We start from the raw sequence: 17,441 nt of genomic DNA, 5'->3' as shown, positions 1-17,441 counted from the left end.
GTCTTTTCAGGGCAATAAAAAACGCCGCTCGATGAGCGGCGTTTTTGTGGGTGGGTGAAAACTATTTGCGCAGATCAAACCGATCCAGATCCATCACCTTCGCCCAGGCTGCAACGAAGTCCGTGACGAACTGTTCCTTCGCATCGGAACTGGCGTATACCTCGGCCAGCGCCCGCAGCACCGAGTTGGAACCGAACACCAGATCGACCCGGGTCGCCGTCCACTTCACGCTGCCGGTTTTACGGTCGCGGCCTTCGAACTCGGTTTTGGACGTTGGTTTCCATTCCACACCCATGTCCAGCAGATTGCGAAAGAAGTCGTTGGTCAAGGTGCTGGGTCTGTCGGTGAACACGCCGTGCTGGGTCTTGCCGACGTTGGTGTCCAGCACGCGCAGGCCGCCGATCAACACGGTCATTTCCGGCGCCGAAAGCGTCAGCAGTTGCGCCTTGTCGATCAGCAACGCTTCGGCCGGCACGCGATAAGTGCTGGCCGCGTAGTTGCGGAAGCCGTCGGTGTGCGGTTCAAGGAAGCCGAACGATTCGACGTCGGTTTGCTCCTGAGTCGCATCGGTGCGCCCCGGGTTGAACGGCACGGTCACCGTGTGCCCGGCGTTTTGCGCCGCTTGTTCGACCCCGGCATTACCGGCCAGCACGATCAGGTCCGCCAGCGAGACTTGCTTGCCTGCCGCCCCGGCGTTGAACTCGTTCTGAATGCCTTCGAGGACTTTCAATACCTTGTCCAGTTGCTCCGGCTGGTTGGCCTGCCAGAATTTCTGCGGTGCCAGACGCAGGCGCCCGCCATTGGCGCCGCCGCGTTTGTCCGAGCCCCGGAAGGTCGATGCGGCCGCCCAAGCGGTGGAGACCAGTTCCGAAACGGACAGCCCCGACGCCAGTACCTTGCCTTTCAGCGCCCTGATATCGCTGTCGTCCACCAGTGGATGCGTGGCCTCGGGAATCGGGTCTTGCCACAGCAGTTCTTCCTGGGGCAATTCCGGGCCGAGGTAGCGCGACAGCGGGCCCATGTCGCGGTGGATCAGCTTGTACCAGGCGCGGGCGAAGGCGTCGGCCAGTTGATCGGGATTGGCCAGGAAGCGCCGCGAAATCTTCTCGTAGGCCGGGTCGAAACGCAGGGCCAGGTCGGAGGTGAGCATGGTCGGGTCGATGCGTTTGTTCGGGTCATGGGCGTGAGGAATGGTGCCAGCGCCGGCGCCGTTTTTCGGTTTCCACTGATGGGCGCCGGCGGGGCTCTTGGTCAGTTCCCACTCGAAGCCGAACAGGTTTTCCAGGTAGTTGTTGCTCCACTTGGTCGGGGTGGTGGTCCAGGTCACTTCCAGGCCGCTGGTGATGGTGTCGGCGCCTTTGCCGGTGCCGAAGCTGTTTTTCCAGCCCAGGCCTTGTTCTTCGAGGCCGGCGGCTTCCGGTTCCGGGCCGACGTTATCGGCCGGGCCTGCGCCGTGAGTCTTGCCGAAGGCGTGACCACCGGCGATCAGGGCGACGGTTTCCTCGTCGTTCATGGCCATGCGGCCGAAGGTTTCGCGGATGTCCTTGGCCGAGGCCACCGGGTCGGGATTGCCTTCCGGGCCTTCCGGGTTCACGTAGATCAGGCCCATCTGCACGGCGGCGAGCGGGTTCTCGAGGTTGCGTTCGCCCTGGTTGGTGCGGCTTTCCTCATTGCCGTGTTCGGCGGGCTCGGCTACCAGTGTGCCTTCGCCCGGCGGCTGCATGGATTCCGGATCCTTGCCGTAACGGTTGTCGCCGCCCAGCCATTTGTTTTCCGAGCCCCAGTACACGTCTTCGTCCGGTTCCCAGACGTCCGCGCGGCCACCGGAGAAACCGAAGGTCTTGAAGCCCATGGATTCCAGCGCGACGTTGCCGGTGAGAACGATCAGGTCGGCCCAGGAAATGTTGCGGCCGTATTTCTGTTTGATCGGCCACAGCAGGCGACGGGCCTTGTCGAGGCTGACGTTGTCCGGCCAGCTGTTGAGCGGGGCGAAACGTTGCTGGCCGGAGCCGGCGCCACCCCGGCCGTCAGCGGTGCGATAGGTGCCGGCGCTGTGCCAGGCCATGCGGATGAAGAGTGGGCCGTAGTGGCCGAAGTCCGCTGGCCACCACTCCTGGGAGTCGGTCATCAGCGCCGTCAGATCGCGTTTGAGGGCCTGGAAATCCAGGTTTTTGAAAGCCTTGGCGTAGTCGAAGTCCTTGCCCATCGGATCGGATGCGGGCGAGTGCTGACTCAGGATTTTCAGGTTCAGTTGATTCGGCCACCAATCGCGGTTCGTCGTGCCACCGCCGGCGGCGTGATTGAACGGGCATTTCGATTCATTTGCCATGTTCGGGATCCTTATCAGGTCTTCTGCGGCCGGCCCGTGCCGACTTCGGACTAGTAAGGCTAGACCCGACTCGGCGAGTCAGCTAATAGGCGAAGTATTGGGATCTGATAGACCTGCTCTCTCACAAACAACGATGAGTAATGATGATCGTGGTGCTTACTTCGAATAGTGATAAAAAACTGTCGTAAATGACAGTTGGGGCGTGCAGTCGTCAAGTATAGGTTTGAGTTGTGAAACATGTAAAAGTCCCTCCATCCTTAAAGAAGGAAGTTTGTATGAGCCAAAATGTAAATAGACCCAGCAAAGGTACTTTCGAGGCCTCTCTCAATGGCGTGAAGTTTCTTACCAGCACCTTGGTTAAATTTCACGAGACAAACAATGGGGACATCATTCAAGGTTATGACAATAACAATAATTTCATAGTTGTTTTTGTTGAACTATTAGCGGGAGGGCCACATAAAGTGATGTTTGACAAAAACGCACCGGTCGCGTGGACCGTCCAAATCGGCAATCAAATTTTTCCTATCAAATCCGGGCATGTGATCGTAACTTTTGACCAAGTTCACGAAAGCGTAAATGGTACAGTCAATCTCGTTTTGCAGGATGATGAAGGGACGGTGACCGGGGATTTTAATATCACTAACCTGGTTTAACCCAATAAGAAGCCGATTCAGGCAGACAATGCGGCGGCCGGTGCGCTTTACCATCCAGGAGCAGCCTTCGGGTCGCTCCTGCATTGTCCACGGCGATCAACTGGATTGCGCCGTCTCGTCAGCCGGCGTTTCATCCAGCATATCTTCCTGCCCCGGCAGTTCGGTGATCACGCTGAAGTCACTGACTTCCACCGCGCCCAGCCCATACCCCAACAAGTGGAACGAAAACGCCTTGCGCGGTTGCGGGTTGTCGAAGCTGAAGTCCATTTCCAGCGGCTGATCCGCCGTTGCGACCATCTCGGTCGGCAGGCCCAGTTGCACGTCCTGCTCGAACTCCTTGGCCTTGAGCTGAATGTACGCCGCCTGCTGCGGATCCACCGAACGCACGGTCAGGCGCACGCGGGTGTGGGAGCCCTTGGGCATTTCCAGGTATTGCGCGCCGATCAGGTTGTCGGCCCAGTCGTCCTTGATCTGCGCTTGCAGCGGGATGACGTTGGCGCTGCCGAACTGATAGCGCTGGTTGAGCGGGGTGCGCAGCAGCGACAGGTCCAGGGCGGAGGCGCGGGCGGCGATGTCCCGGGCATTCTGGCCGCTGGCGTTGCCCTTGAACGTGGCGCTTTCGGCGATGAATCCTTCACTGGCGTAATTGCGGCAACGGCGTGGCATGTCGCATTCGGTCAGGAGGCCGCGACCGTCGTGATAACGCAGCTTGCCGTTGGTGAACGACATGATTTCGCGGCCCGAATCGTAATCGCGAAACAGCGAGCGACCGCTGAGGGCGGAAGGCACCGGAAAGTCGAAGTAATCCAGAATCGACGCGCTCAGGTCGACGTGACCGTAGACCCCGGCGTTAAGGCGCGGCAGTTGCGCCTGCTCCGGCGCGAGGGTCAGGTTGAAGCCCCAGGACGACGCGAGGCGTACGCCGTCGATGCCGTGGGACTCGTCCGAGGTGATGACCACCAGCGTGTCTTTCAGCACGCCCTGGCGTTCGAGGCCGCTGAGAAACTGTTCCAGTGCATCGTCCAGATAACCGACGGCGGCTTGCTTGGGTGTGTCGTAGCGTTGCAGGTATTCCTCCGGCGCGGAGTAGGGCTGGTGGGTGCCGACGGTCAGCAGCGTGAGCATCCACGGCTGTTTCTGCTTTTTCAGGTCGCCGACGTATTTCAGCGCGCCTTCGAAGAACGCCTTGTCATCCTTGCCCCACGGGAATTCCAGGTAGTTGGCGTTGGTGAACCACTCCAGGCCATGGGTCGCATCGAACCCGATGTGCGGCATGATCTTGTCTTTGGCCATGAACCGCAGCCCTGCGCCTTGCAGGTAGTGAGTGGCAAAACCGTGCTGACGCAACTGAGCCGGCAGACAGGCCTGATTGCGCTCGTGCTGGGTCAGCATTTCCACGCCTTTGGGCGTGCCGTTGTCGAGCTTGTCGTAATCGCCGCAGAGCATGGCGTACAGACCGCGAATGGTCTGGTGGGTGTGCAGCACGTAATCCGGGGTGTTCATGCCGCGCTCGGCCCAGCGGCTGAGGTTGGGCATCAGGTCTTCCTGATAATGGCTGCCGATGGCCTGGCGATTGGCGCCGATGTAGGCGCCGGGAATGCCTTCGAGCGCGACGATCAGCACATTGCGCGCCTGGCCCTTGGCCGCCAGCAGCGGGTGACCGTTCAGATCGACATCGGTGAGGCCGGCCATCGGTGGGGGAGCAACCTGAGTGTCGCCGTCCAGCCATTCTTCGGTCTGCATCTGCACGTCGGCGACCTGCGCGGCGAGCAGTTGGTGCGGCAGGTTGTACAGACGCCATGGGTCGGCATCGCTCGGGTTCAGGTGCTGCGCGCCCCAGTACGCGCAGAACAGCAGCACCGGCGTCGCCCAGGCTGTGCGGGGCAGAGCGCGAACCGGTGTTGCACGTCGAGTCCAATGACTGAGCAGCCACAGGGCCAAGGCCACCAGCAGCGCAACCGCCACGCCGGGATGGGCGAAGCCGCCGCCGGTGGAGTTTTCCACGAACTGCGGGTCGATCAGGTAATGCAGGTCTGCCACGGTCGGCAGGCGACCGACTGCGCTGACCAGTTCAGCGGTCGCCACCGCCAGCAATCCCCAGAACAGCAGCACCGGCAGCGCCAGCCACCAGGGACGACGATGCAACAAAACCAACAGCAGACTGCCGATGGCCAAGTCCGAGAGGTAACCGAACAGGCTCGACCAGCCGAGCGCCGCGCGAAGGCACACCGGCACGATCAGTACCATCAAAACCAGAGAAAGAAGGCGGGCATCCAGGCGCCGCAGCCGTTGAAAAAGAGCGCTCACAAAAAAAGACCTTCCAGCCATTAAACCGTCATAAAAGTGTGGGCGATGATACCAAGGGTGGGCTGTCTGATCGCCTTTTTAAACGGCTGGGTGATCTGGTTCCGGAGGGCGCTGTTAGCCACCCGGATGAGCTGGGGCCTTGATTGGCGACCGTCATGGCGGTTTTCCGGCCTGATTGCGGCGGCGGTTTTATTGTTTCAGGCTGTTTAAGCGGCATTCACCTGCGTGTGACATTGTTCCCCCGAAGCGGTCAGCGTAGAGGCGTCGGCGAGCAACGGGTTGCAGCGGTGTCCGATGGCCAGGACGCGGACTTGCAAGCGTTTCTGCAAGGCAGACGTTCAGGTGATATCAATATGCGATAACGGTATTTAAATTTCGTTTTTTATAGCGATAGAGTCCCGCCTCACAAATTTCCCTGTAAATCACTGCGAGGTTGTCATGACCCTACCGTTCAAACGTTCTGCACTGACGCTGCTGGCGGCCTCGCTGGCCGGCGCACTGCTCGGCAACACTGCGCAAGCCGAAGGCAAGATCAGCATCGCCCAGCAATTCGGCATCGGTTATCTGATTCTGGATGTGGTGCGCGATCAGCAATTGATCGAGAAACACGGCAAGGCTCAGGGTCTGGACATCAAGGTCGACTGGAACAGCATTTCCGGCGCCACCGCGATGAACGAAGCATTGCTCACCGGATCGCTGGACGTGGTCTCGGCGGGCGTGCCGCCGATGCTCACCGTATGGGATCGCACCAAGGGCAAGCAGAACGTCAAGGCCATCGCTTCACTGGGCTCGATGCCCAACTACCTGCTGACCAATAATCCGAACGTGAAAACCCTCAAGGACTTCAGCGACAAGGATCGCATCGCCGTGCCGGCGGCGGGCGTGGGCTTCCAGTCACGCACGCTGCAGATCGAAACGGCCAAGGAATTCGGCAATGACCACTACAAGAAATTCGACGACATCTCCGTCAGCCTGCCGCACCCGGATGCCACGGCTGCACTGATCGCCGGCGGCTCGGAAATCAACGCGCACTTCTCCAGCCCGCCGTTTCAGTATCAGGCGTTGCAGAATCCCAACGTGCATAAAGTGTTGAGTTCCTACGATGTGCTCGGCGGTCAGGCCACGTTTAACGTGCTCTACACCACGGAAAAATTCCACGACGAAAACCCGAAAACCTACAAGGCCTTCTATGACGCCTTGGTCGAGGCCGAGAAGATCATCAAGGCCGATAAACCTGCGGCGGCTCAAGCCTACATTCGGGTTGAACAGTCGAAACTGCCGCTGGCGCTGGTTGAGAAAATCGTCACCGATCCGGAAATCGATTTCACCGTGGTGCCGCAACGCACCTTTATCTATGCAGAGAAATTGCAGGAGCTGGGCGTGCTGAAGAACAAGGCGGACAGCTGGAAGGATTATTTCTTTGAAGAGGCGCATGGCGGGGCGGGGAGTTGAGCTGCCGTGATTGCTGAACCATCCGCCCGTCCTCTTGCCGGATGAGCGCGCATCAGGTATGCCCGTACTCGAAAGCGACGCGCAATAACATCGAGGCCGAGGTGACGCTGGTTTGAAACAGCGACGGCCTGCCGCATTGCGCGGGCAGGCCGGCTCGATCAGGCGATCAATGCATCTTGCTGTGATCGTGGCCTTCCATGGTCAGCGCCTTGACTGGTGCTTTCACTTCAACGGTTTCTTTTTCGCCCTTGGCGTTTTCCACGGTCAGGGTCAGCGGCACGCTGTCGCCTTCCTTCAACTGAGCGGTCAGGCCCATCAGCATCACATGGTAGCCATTCGGATCGAAGTTGATGGCTTTGCCCGCCGGCAGGTCGACCGATTTCACCGGGCCCATGCTCATCACGTCGTTCTTCATGGTCATCTCATGAATCTGCACGTCCTTGGCCGCCGGCGAAGCAACGCTGAGCAGCTTGCTGTCGCTGTCGGCGGTGACGGTCATGAACGCGCCGCTGGCCGACTGGTTCGGCACCGTCGCACGCACCCAGGCGTCGTCGACTTTGGTCTGCGCCGATACCTGGAAAGCCAGTCCCAGCAGGGACAGGCCCAGTGCGGCACGTTTGATGTGGTTCAGAAAAGGGTTCATCAGCAGACCTCCATGACGGTAAGCAAATCTTCCGTGCACTCTTGTGCAGAAAGCGATTGAGACAGGCCCACACGCAACGTGCCCCGGGTGTCGTAGACATAACTGGTGGCGGTGTGGGAAAGGGTATAGGTGTCGCCGGCCGGGACTTTTTCGTAGAACACGTCGAATTCCTTGGCCGTGGCCTTGGTTTCTTCGAGAGTGCCGTACAGCGCGACGAAGCTTGGATCGAAGGTCTTGACGTAGGAGTCGAGGATTTCCGGCGTGTCGCGTTCCGGGTCGAGGGTGATGAACACCACTTGCAGGATGTCGCCGTCCTTGCCCATCAGCTTCTTGATTTTCGCGGCGCGGGCCAGCGTCGTCGGGCAGATCGCCGGGCACTGGGTGAAACCGAAGAAGATCATCGGCATCAGGCCGCGAAAGCTCGACAGCGTCACGGTGTTGCCTTCGGTGTCTTTGAGCTTGAAGGTGCGTCCGAGGATCTTGTCGCTCAGATCCTTGCCATACTTGTACGACAGTTCGCCGCGGGTGTCGCAGCCGGCGAGCAGGCCGAGACCGAGCACGCCCATTCCCGCAAGCACCTTGCGGCGAGTCAACAAAGCCGTCATTTCATACCGCCCTTTGGAGCCCGCCGGTCGGCAGGACAGGCGGGCGGGTTAACCGTAAAAGCGGCGCATGATACCAAAATGATCCGGCAGGTCGGTTTTTGATCACCCGTCAATGTCGGAACGGGCGACAAAAGGTGTAAGAAAAAATGACTCAAGGTGTTGGCGGAAGTGGCTCGACCGGGCTCCAGCCGCCGCCCAGCGCGGTGTACAGATTCACTTGCGCCACCAGCTGCGCCAACCGATCGGTAATCAGTCCTTGCTGGGAACTGAACAGCGAACGCTGGGCATCAAGGAACGTCAGGCTGCTGTCGACGCCGCTGCGATAGCGGTGTTGTGCCATGTCGTAATAATCCTGGGTTGCCTGCACCAGATCGCGTTGGGCCTGGAGCTGTTGTTCGTAGGTCTGGCGCGCTGCGAGGCCGTCGGACACTTCCTGGAATGCCGTCTGAATGGTCTTTTCGTACTCGGCGACGGTGATGTCCTTCTGTAGCTTCGCGTAATCCAGGCTGGCCCGCAGGCTGCCGGCGTTGAAAATCGGCAGGTTGATCTGCGGCTGGAACGTCCAGGCCCCGGAGCCGCCCTTGAACAGCCCGGACAGATCGCGGCTGGATGTCCCGGCATTGGCGGTCAGGCTGACACTCGGAAAAAAAGCCGCCCGCGCCGCGCCGATGTTGGCATTGGCGGCGCGCAGCTTGTATTCGGCCTGGAGAATGTCCGGCCGGCGTTGCAGCAGATCCGACGGCAACCCGGCCGGCACGGTTGCCACCAGATCACTGTCCAGCGGACGCGCCGGCAGGTGCTCGGGCACCGGCGCGCCCACCAGCAACGTCAGGCTGTTCAAGTCCTGGGCGACCTGGCGCTGATAACGGGCCAGGCTCGCGCGGGTGCTGTCGACACTGGTCTGCGCCTGAATCTGATCCAGCGCCGAGGACTTGCCGGCCTCGCGGTTGCGAGTGGTCAGGTGCAGGCTGCGCTCGTCGGCGGCCAACGTTTCCTGAGCCAGCGCCAACAACTCCTGATCGGCGCGCCAGGTCAGGTAGGCATTAGCGACATTGGCCACCAGACTCAATTGCGCACTGCGCCGCGCCTCTTCGGTGGACAGCCAGGTCAGCAGCGCCTGCTCGCTGAGGCTGCGCACCCGGCCGAAAAAGTCCAGTTCATAGGCGCTGATGCCCAGATTCACCGAGTAGGTCGAGGTGATTGCCGCTTGGGTGCGAGTCACGCTGGACGGCAGCCGCTGACGCAGCTCGTTGGCGTTGGCCGACACCGCCGGCAGCAGGTCGGCGCGCTGGATGCGGTATTGCGCCTGAAACGCCTCGACATTCAGGGCAGCTACCCGCAGATCGCGATTGTTGACCAGCGCGCTTTCAATCAATTGCTGCAACGCCGGGTCATTGAACAGCGCGCGCCAGTCATCGAGGCGCAGAGTGGCCGGGGATTGCGCTGCATACGCCGGACCTTGCGGATACTGCGCAGCGCTCGGCGATGCCGGTCGCTGGTAATCGGGAATCAACGTACAGCCGCCCAGTAGCAGCGCCGCGCACAGCAGGGAAATCGACAACCTGGACATCAAACAGCCTCGTTCATGAAAGAGCGGACGCCGGGCGCCCGAAATGAGAAACGCCGGATCAGGCCCCGGCCATCCATTTCGCCAGACCGTGTCGCCCGCTGACCCCAAGCTTGGCGGCCGCACGCTTGAGGTAGGTCTCGATCGAGCTGTTCTTGACCCGCAATTTTTCCGCCATCTGCGGCACGGTGCCGCCGGTCAGCAGACCCAGACAGACCTCTTTCTCACGCACCGACAAGGTGATGTCGCCTAGCGCCAGACGCTCGTCGAACACCTGTTGCAAAGGCGTCTGGGGTTGATCGGCTTGTGGCGCGCGGAGTTGGCGGGCGGTGACTTGGCGACTGATGTGCGCGTGGCGTTCGATCAAGGGCAGCAGGGTGTCGGACAGGCGCTTGAGGAACGACAGTTCCGGCAGGGAAAACACCCGATGCGTGCGGGGGCGGTAGAACGAGATGACGCATCGGCGGTTGGACGCGCGCGATACCAGGTTGCATTGGTGGACACTGTGGTGCGGGTGTCGATGCTGGAGCGAGGCTTTCAGTTGAATCAACAGCGAGTCGTTCATTTCGATCATCTGCTGCAACAGCGGGTGGTCATCCGGGTGCTGCAACGGATCCGGGGGCGCAAAGGTGTCCGGCAAACCCGCACTGCCCAACGCCTTGATCTCGACCACGCTGGACTGCCGTTCGTCCAGGGTCCACTCACTGAGATGGACGCGGTTGACCGGAACGAGGCTGTCGACCAGTTGGAACATGTTCGAGGCAAAACGCTCGTTGCCGGTGCTGGCAATCAACTCCCCCAGCTGCCAGTAGAAGTGCGGATTTTCCATGTTGCGAAGACTGCCGGTCAGATTCATATCCTTGTCATCCTTGATTTAAAGCCATTGCCGAATCGTCTGCCGTGCATGCACCCGTGAAACACCCACCCCACCGTTTCTCCATGAAATCGATCTGGAGCGGGATTTAAGCCTATGCATTTGTCCTACGTCTGTAGGGGAAAACAGGGACACAAAATGCCACCATCTCCGAAAAAATGGCGTCACGTTTCTGTCAGATGAGTGTGTCAGTTCACGTTGTCCGTGACTGTACGGTCTAGTACGAACCCCGGAATCCGGGGCTCGTCCCGCCGCGCTCCGAGTTTGCGAGGCGCTACCCGATAGCAAAGTGTGGCGATTGTCCTACAGGATTTTCAGCTATTTCTTTCCGAACTTTTAGGGGAATCGCTGACTTCTGCGGCCTTGTTGCCTCGCAGAACTGTACAAAGTGAGGAGAGTTGTCCGGGTTTCACGTGTCACGCGGATTTCAGGGCCGATGCTTGAATACGCGCCAAATCACGTGAGATGGATCTTATGAACCAATTTGCTGCCGATGCGGCGGACGGTCTGTCCGCGACTTCCGAGGCGTTCCCGCTGACCTCTGCCCAGCGCGACATCTGGCTCGATCAACTGCGTCAGGGGAGTTCGCCGATGTACAACATCGGTGGCTATGTCGAACTGACCGGCCCGCTGGATCCGGCGCTGATGCAGGCGGCGCTTGAAGGTCTCGTGGCCAGGCATGACGCCATGCGCACGATTCTGTTGCCGGGGGCCGGTGAGCATGGGCTGCCGTTGCAGTGTTTTGCCCCGGCCATGCCGGTGCCGATGCAGGTCCACGATTTTCGCCGCCATCCTGATCCACACGCCGATGCGCGCCAGCTGAGTCAGCAATGCATTGAGCAGCCGTTCCTGCTGGACGGCGGGCCGTTGTACCGGTTTTGTCTGATCTGGCTCGATGACGACTGTCACTGGCTCTCACTCCAGGCCCATCACCTGATCGTCGATGGCTGGGGGTTCGGCGAGATGCTCAAATCCCTCGACGAGATTTACAACGCGCTGGCGCTCGGACAGCAGCCGCCCGATTCGGCGCCGTCCTATGTCGATTTCATCCATGACGATGCGCGATATTTTCAGTCCCCCCGTTACGCCCGCGACCGTACGTATTGGCTGGACAAATACCAGCACCGGCCCGAGCCGTTATTGTTGCCGCGTTATCAGGAACGCTTTGCCGACGCTGCCGCACCGACGCGGATTTTCTCGCAGGTGTTTCCGGCTCGCTTGCACGAGCGCATGAAGCAGGTGGCCCGGGAGTACGGCGCCTCGGCGTTTCATGTGCTGCTGGCAGCGATCCATGTGTATTTCAGCCGCAGCGCCCAGCGTGACGAATGGGTGGTGGGGGTGCCGCTGCTCAACCGCTCCGGCGCCCGGTTCAAATCAACCCTGGGGCTGTTCACCCAGGTCAGCGCGGTGCGCATGGGGTTTGGTCGCGAGTTGTCATTCAAGACGCTGGTCAAGGCGATTCACGACGAATTGAAAAAAGACTTCCGCCACCAGCGTTTTCCCTTGAGCGAGATGAACCGCGCCCTCGGCTTGCTGCGCGAGGATCGCTCGCAGCTGTTCGAAGTGACCGTGTCCTATGAGCGCGACGCCCATGAATATCGCTATGGCGAAGCACAGGGGCGAGTGGTCAAAGTGTCGAACCACGAAGAGGGTACGCCGCTGTCCGTGCACTTGCGCAGCAGCCGGGGCGACGACGAGGACAGTCTGTACATGGTGTACAACGAAGCCTACTTTAACGCCGATGAAATCGCGGCGCTGAGCGGGCGCTTGCTGTGGGTGCTGGAGCAGGGGCTTGAAGAACCCGCGCTGGCAGTGGGCGATTTCAACCTGAGCCTGCCGGCCGAAACGGCGTTGCTGCAGCAATGGAATGACACACGCGCGGAATATCCTCAAGACCTGACCATTCACCAGCGCATCGAAGCGCAAGCGGCGACGCGGCCGGATGCAGTAGCGGCCGAATCCCAGGGACAGCGGCTGACCTATGCCGAGCTGAACCGACAGGCCAACGCTCTCGCTCATCACTTGATCGGGCTCGGTGTACGACCCGATGACCGCGTTGCACTCATCGCCCGCCGAGGGCTGGACACACTGGTTGCGCTGCTGGCGATCCTCAAGTCCGGCGCCGCTTACGTGCCGGTCGATCCGGCCCACCCTGCGGAACGGCTGAGCTATTTGTTGAGCGACAGCGCTCCGGTCGTGATCCTGACCCAGCGCGATCTGCGCGAACGCTTGCCGGTGCTGGACGTGCCGCTTATCGAAATCGATCCACGCGGCTGGCCGATCAACGATCTCAACCCTGACGTCTCGGGGCTGACCACCGCGCACCTGGCCTACGTGATCTACACCTCCGGCTCCACCGGCCAGCCGAAAGGCGTGATGGTCGAACATCACACGTTATCGAATCTGGTCGACTGGCATTGCACAGCCTTCGACCTGTGCGCTGGCCGCCACACTTCAAGCCTCGCCGGCTTCGGTTTCGACGCCATGGCCTGGGAGGTCTGGCCGGCATTGTGTACCGGGGCGACTTTGCACCTGGCGCCGTCTCGTGACGGCGGCGAAGACATCGACGCGCTGCTCGACTGGTGGCGCGCGCAGCCGCTGGACGTGAGTTTCCTGCCGACCCCGATTGCCGAGTACGCCTTCAGCCGCCACCTCGAACACCCGACCCTGCGCACGCTGCTGATCGGCGGTGATCGCCTGCGCCAGTTCAATCGCCAGCAGACGTTCGCGGTGATCAACAACTACGGCCCGACCGAAGCCACAGTCGTCGCCACCTCGGGCCGAATCGAACCGGGCCGGCCGCTGCACATCGGCAAACCCGTGAGCAATACCACGGCCTATCTGCTGGATGACCGACAACGCCCGGTGCCGATTGGCGTTCCCGGCGAGTTGTACGTTGGTGGCGCCGGCGTCGCGCGGGGTTACTTCAACCGCCCTGAGCTGACCGCCGAACGTTTTCTCGACGATCCTTTCAGCCGCCAGCCCAACGCGCGGATGTACCGCACCGGCGACCTCGCACGCTGGCGCCCTGACGGCACTATCGAATACCTGGGCCGCAACGACGATCAGGTGAAAATCCGTGGCGTGCGCATCGAGCCCGGTGAAATCGAAGCCGCGTTGAGCAGCCATGAATCGGTGCGCGATGCGGTGGTGCAGGTACGCGACGGGCAGTTGCTGGCCTGGTTCACCGAACGCCAGCCGCTGGATATCACGCAGCTGCATGCTCACCTCAAGACCCGTCTGCCCAGCGCGATGCTGCCATCGGCTTACGTACGCTTGACGGCGTTGCCCCTGACGGCCAACGGCAAACTGGATCGCCAGGCGTTGCCGGCGCCGGGGCCAGAGGCGTTGATCCGCCGCGAGTACGAGGCCCCGCAAGGCGATATCGAAATCCTCCTGGCGCAGATCTGGGCCGAGGTGCTGCAAGTGGGGCGGGTAGGGCGTCACGATCACTTCTTCGAACTGGGTGGGCACTCGCTGCTGGCGGTCAACCTGATCGAGCGAATGCGCCAGCTCGGCATGAGCAGCGATGTGCGCGTGCTGTTTGGCCAGCCGACCCTGGCGGCACTGGCCGCATCGGTGGGCAGTGGCCGCGAGGTCGAAGTGCCGGCCAACCGTATTGCGCCAGGTTGCACGCAGATCACCCCGGACCTGTTGCCGTTGGTAGAACTGGATCAGGTCACCCTCGACCGGATCATCGCCACCGTGCCGGGCGGGGCGGCCAACGTGCAGGATATTTATCCGCTGGCGCCGTTGCAGGAAGGCATCCTTTATCACCACATCACTGCCGCGCAGGGCGATCCATACCTGCTGCAATCGCAACTGGCGTTCGACAACGTCGAGCGGGTCGAGGCCTATGCGGCGGCGCTGCGTCAGGTCATGGCGCGCCACGATATTCTGCGCACTGCGGTGGTCTGGGAAGGTTTGACCACTCCGCTGCAGGTGGTCTGGCGCGAAGCCGAGTTGCCGGTGCAGGAAGTCACGCTGGATCCGGTCGGGGGCGATGTCCTTGCGCAACTGCATGAGCGCTTCGATGCCCGGCGGTATCGCATCGATGTCAGTCAGGCGCCGCTGATCCGGCTGATGTATGCCCGCGACCCGGCCCACGGGCGGATCGTGGCGATTCTGTTGTTCCATCACCTGGCGCTGGATCACATCGCGCTGGAAGTCCTGCGCCATGAAATGCGCGCCAACTTGCTGGGGCTTGATGAACCGCTGTCGCCAGCGGTGCCGTATCGCAATTACGTAGCGCAGACCCGGCTCGGTGTCAGCGAGCAGGAACATGAAGCGTTCTTCCGCGAGATGCTTGCCGACATCGACGAGCCGACGCTGCCGTTCGGTTTGCAGGACGTGCAGGGTGACGGGCGCGGTATTGATGAAGCCGTACGCACGCTTGCGCCTGAACTGGACCGACGTTTGCGTGTTCAGGCGCGACAGGCCGGCGTCAGCGTGGCCAGCCTGATGCACCTGGCCTGGGCGCAGGTGCTTGCCGCGACCTCGGGGCAGCAACACGTGGTGTTCGGCACCGTGTTGATGGGTCGCATGCAAGGCGGCGAGGGCGCGGATCGGGCGCTCGGGGTATTCATCAATACTTTGCCATTGCGGGTGGACATGGACCGGGGCGCGCGCGATGCGGTGCTGCTCACCCACGCCCGACTGACCGACTTGCTCGGGCACGAACATGCATCACTGGCGCTGGCCCAGCGTTGCAGCGGCGTTGCGTCACCGGCACCGCTGTTCAGTGCGTTGCTCAACTATCGGCACACCGACCTTGAGGCGCAGGAATCGGCGTCGGACCCAGCCTGGCAAGGCATCCAGACTCTGGACAACGAAGAGCGCACCAACTACCCGATGACCCTGAGCGTCGATGATCTGGGCAACGCCTTGCAGATCACCACGCGGACCCTGATCAGCATCGGTGCCCGGCGCATCGGCGACTACGTGCAGACCGCGTTGCAGGCACTGGTCGATACCCTTGAGCAGGCACCGCAACAGCCGCTGAATCGCTTGCCGATCCTGCCGGCAGCAGAGCTTGAGCAACTGCTGGTCGAGTTCAATGCCAGCGAAGTCGATTGCCCGCTCGATCAGCCGCTTCAGGTGCTGTTCGAGCAACAAGTCCAGCGCAGGCCGGACGCCATCGCATTGCAGGCTGGCGAGCAACAACTGACCTATCGGCAACTGAACGAACAGGCCAACCGTCTGGCGCATCATCTACGCGAGCAAGGCGTGCAGCCCGATTCGCGAGTGGCGATCTGTGTCGAACGCAGCCTGGATCTGGTGATCGGCTTGCTCGGCATTCTCAAGGCCGGCGGCGCGTATGTGCCGCTGGACCCTGACTATCCGCTGGAACGCCTGCATTACATGTTGCAGGACAGCACGCCGGTTGCGGTGCTTGTACACGAAACCACCTGCAATCTGTTGGGCGAGCCGGGTGTGCCGGTCATCGATTTCGACCGCTGCACCTGGCAGGGCGCATCGACTGAAAACCTGCAAATACCGGGTCTGAGCGCTTCAAACCTGGCCTACATGATCTACACCTCGGGCTCCACCGGCACGCCGAAGGGCGTGATGATCGAGCATCGAAGCGCCTGCAACATGGTGCACTGGGGCTCGCAGATCAGCCCGCCGACCGAGCACGGCGCGCTGTTGCAGAAAGCGCCGTTCAGCTTCGACAGTTCGGTGTGGGAGATTTTCTGGCCGCTGTGTTCCGGCCTGCGGCTGGTGCTGGCGCGTCCCGACGGCAACCGCGATTCGGCGTATGTGACCCAGGTGGTACGCGAACGGCAGATCACCGTGGTCAAGTTCGTGCCGGCGCTGCTGCAACAGTTCATCGAACAGGAGGATGTCAGCCAGTGCACCAGTCTGACCGACGTGCTCAACGGTGGCGGCGAGCTGACCGCCGCACTGGCCCGGCGCGTCCGCGAGCGCCTGCCGTGGGTACGTCTGCATAACGTCTATGGCCCGACCGAAACCACGGTCGACAGCACCGGCTGGACGCTGGAGCCGGACCAACCGGTGCCGGAGGCCGTGGTGCCAATCGGCAAGGCCCTGAGCAACACCCGACTCTACGTGCTGGATGCCCACGATCAACCGGTGCCATTCGGTGTCAGCGGCCACCTGCACATCGGCGGGGTCGGGGTCGCGCGGGGGTATCTGGGCTTGCCGGACATGCAGGCCGAACGCTTCATCGACAGCCCGTTCGTGGCCGGTGATCGCCTGTACCGTACCGGCGATCTGGTGCGTTACCGGGCTGACGGCAACCTCGAATTCCTCGGGCGCAACGACTTCCAGATCAAGCTGCGCGGCCTGCGTCTGGAACCGGGGGAGATCGAGGCGCGACTGATCGACCATCCAGCAGTGCGTGAAGCGGTGGTGCTGGTGCGGGACGAGCGGCTGGTGGCGTATTTCACCGTGCGTGAAGGCTTGGATGTGCCGCGCATCGAAACCTTGCGCGCCCATGTGCTCGAGCGTTTGCCGGAGTACATGGCGCCGGGCGCTTACGTGAAACTCGACGCGTTGCCCCTGACCCCCAACGACAAGGTCGACCGCAAAGCCTTGCCGGCACCGGGGGCTGAGGCGGTGCTCAGTCGCCGCTACGAGGCGCCCGAGGGCGAAGTCGAAATCCGGCTGGCGCAGATCTGGGCCGAAGTGCTGCAACTGGAGCAGGTCGGGCGTAACGACCACTTCTTTGAGCTGGGCGGGCATTCGTTGCTGGCGGTCAGTCTGGTGGCGCGCATGCGTCAGGCCGGGCTGCACGTCGATGCGCGGACGCTGTTCAGTCAGCCGACCCTGGCCGCGCTGGCGGCGCAGACCTCGGACCAGGCAAAGCAGCTGGAAGTCCCGCAAACCACCATACCAACGCTCAGCCGCAAACGCCGGCTCTGAGCCGACACCGGCGTNAATCGACGCCATGACTGGTCGGTCACGGGTCTTGTCCCCGCTTCCCATGTCAGACACCCAAGCCCCGATGTTTTAGCTTTTCCAGGCTGCGCGCCGCCGTACGGACTCGCC

9 protein-coding genes are annotated in these 17,441 nt (G+C 61.6%); 3 read left to right on the top strand and 6 right to left on the bottom strand.

The features are described 5' to 3' along the window. Positions 1-61 precede the first annotated feature (61 nt). Positions 62-2,329, bottom strand: a complete 2,268-nt coding sequence (gene katG / locus ACTJK7_RS25665; protein ID WP_440780846.1) for a catalase/peroxidase HPI — start codon at positions 2,327-2,329, stop codon at positions 62-64. A 275-nt stretch (positions 2,330-2,604) separates the two neighbouring features. Between katG and ACTJK7_RS25660 the strand changes: the two genes are divergently transcribed. Then, complete coding sequence (locus ACTJK7_RS25660) at positions 2,605-2,982, top strand: hypothetical protein (RefSeq protein WP_108561258.1); 378 nt, start codon at positions 2,605-2,607, stop codon at positions 2,980-2,982. A gap of 96 nt (positions 2,983-3,078) precedes the next feature. Here the strand turns inward: ACTJK7_RS25660 and ACTJK7_RS25655 are convergent, their stop codons facing one another. Then, positions 3,079-5,289, bottom strand: a complete 2,211-nt coding sequence (locus ACTJK7_RS25655) for an LTA synthase family protein (RefSeq protein WP_108561261.1) — start codon at positions 5,287-5,289, stop codon at positions 3,079-3,081. Positions 5,290-5,727: 438 nt separating this feature from the next. Between ACTJK7_RS25655 and ACTJK7_RS25650 the strand changes: the two genes are divergently transcribed. Continuing rightward, a complete protein-coding gene (locus ACTJK7_RS25650) occupies positions 5,728-6,741 on the top strand; it encodes an ABC transporter substrate-binding protein (protein ID WP_108561264.1) in 1,014 nt (337 codons plus the stop codon). A 166-nt stretch (positions 6,742-6,907) separates the two neighbouring features. On the opposite strand, the gene ACTJK7_RS25645 is transcribed toward ACTJK7_RS25650, so the two are convergent. From ACTJK7_RS25645 to ACTJK7_RS25630, 4 genes are all read right to left on the bottom strand, one after another. Next, positions 6,908-7,384: a copper chaperone PCu(A)C gene (locus ACTJK7_RS25645; protein ID WP_085655746.1), complete on the bottom strand. Its 477-nt coding sequence runs from the start codon at positions 7,382-7,384 to the stop codon at positions 6,908-6,910. Next, on the bottom strand, positions 7,384-7,989 hold the full coding sequence (locus ACTJK7_RS25640; RefSeq protein WP_440780848.1) for an SCO family protein: 606 nt from the start codon (positions 7,987-7,989) through the stop codon (positions 7,384-7,386). The genes ACTJK7_RS25645 and ACTJK7_RS25640 overlap by 1 nt, the downstream gene beginning before the upstream one ends. Before the next feature lie 151 nt (positions 7,990-8,140). Further along, positions 8,141-9,559 (bottom strand): AdeC/AdeK/OprM family multidrug efflux complex outer membrane factor, encoded by a 1,419-nt coding sequence (gene adeC / locus ACTJK7_RS25635; protein ID WP_440780849.1) that lies wholly within the window; start codon positions 9,557-9,559, stop codon positions 8,141-8,143. A gap of 58 nt (positions 9,560-9,617) precedes the next feature. After that, complete coding sequence (locus tag ACTJK7_RS25630) at positions 9,618-10,412, bottom strand: helix-turn-helix transcriptional regulator (protein WP_440780850.1); 795 nt, start codon at positions 10,410-10,412, stop codon at positions 9,618-9,620. 492 nt (positions 10,413-10,904) lie between these two features. On the opposite strand from ACTJK7_RS25630, the gene ACTJK7_RS25625 reads away from it, so the two are divergent. Then, positions 10,905-17,315, top strand: coding sequence for an amino acid adenylation domain-containing protein (locus ACTJK7_RS25625; RefSeq protein ID WP_440780851.1), 6,411 nt, complete (start codon positions 10,905-10,907; stop codon positions 17,313-17,315). The last annotated feature ends 126 nt before the right edge of the window (positions 17,316-17,441 follow it).

Source organism: Pseudomonas sp. 22085 (assembly GCF_052045815.1).
GTDB classification, from domain to species: Bacteria; Pseudomonadota; Gammaproteobacteria; order Pseudomonadales; family Pseudomonadaceae; genus Aquipseudomonas; species Aquipseudomonas glycinae.
The sequence above is the reverse complement of the archived record's forward strand: the minus strand, read 5'-3'. Positions and strand labels throughout refer to the sequence as shown.

What these genes read in the sequence shown, in the direction of transcription:
- katG (WP_440780846.1), bottom strand. Translation starts at nt 2,329, where the DNA reads ATGGCAAATGAATCGAAATGCCCGTTCAATCACGCCGCCGGCGGTGGC.
- ACTJK7_RS25660 (WP_108561258.1), top strand. Translation starts at nt 2,605, where the DNA reads ATGAGCCAAAATGTAAATAGACCCAGCAAAGGTACTTTCGAGGCCTCT.
- ACTJK7_RS25650 (WP_108561264.1), top strand. Translation starts at nt 5,728, where the DNA reads ATGACCCTACCGTTCAAACGTTCTGCACTGACGCTGCTGGCGGCCTCG.
- ACTJK7_RS25645 (WP_085655746.1), bottom strand. Translation starts at nt 7,384, where the DNA reads ATGAACCCTTTTCTGAACCACATCAAACGTGCCGCACTGGGCCTGTCC.
- ACTJK7_RS25640 (WP_440780848.1), bottom strand. Translation starts at nt 7,989, where the DNA reads ATGACGGCTTTGTTGACTCGCCGCAAGGTGCTTGCGGGAATGGGCGTG.
- adeC (WP_440780849.1), bottom strand. Translation starts at nt 9,559, where the DNA reads ATGTCCAGGTTGTCGATTTCCCTGCTGTGCGCGGCGCTGCTACTGGGC.
- ACTJK7_RS25630 (WP_440780850.1), bottom strand. Translation starts at nt 10,412, where the DNA reads ATGAATCTGACCGGCAGTCTTCGCAACATGGAAAATCCGCACTTCTAC.
- ACTJK7_RS25625 (WP_440780851.1), top strand. Translation starts at nt 10,905, where the DNA reads ATGAACCAATTTGCTGCCGATGCGGCGGACGGTCTGTCCGCGACTTCC.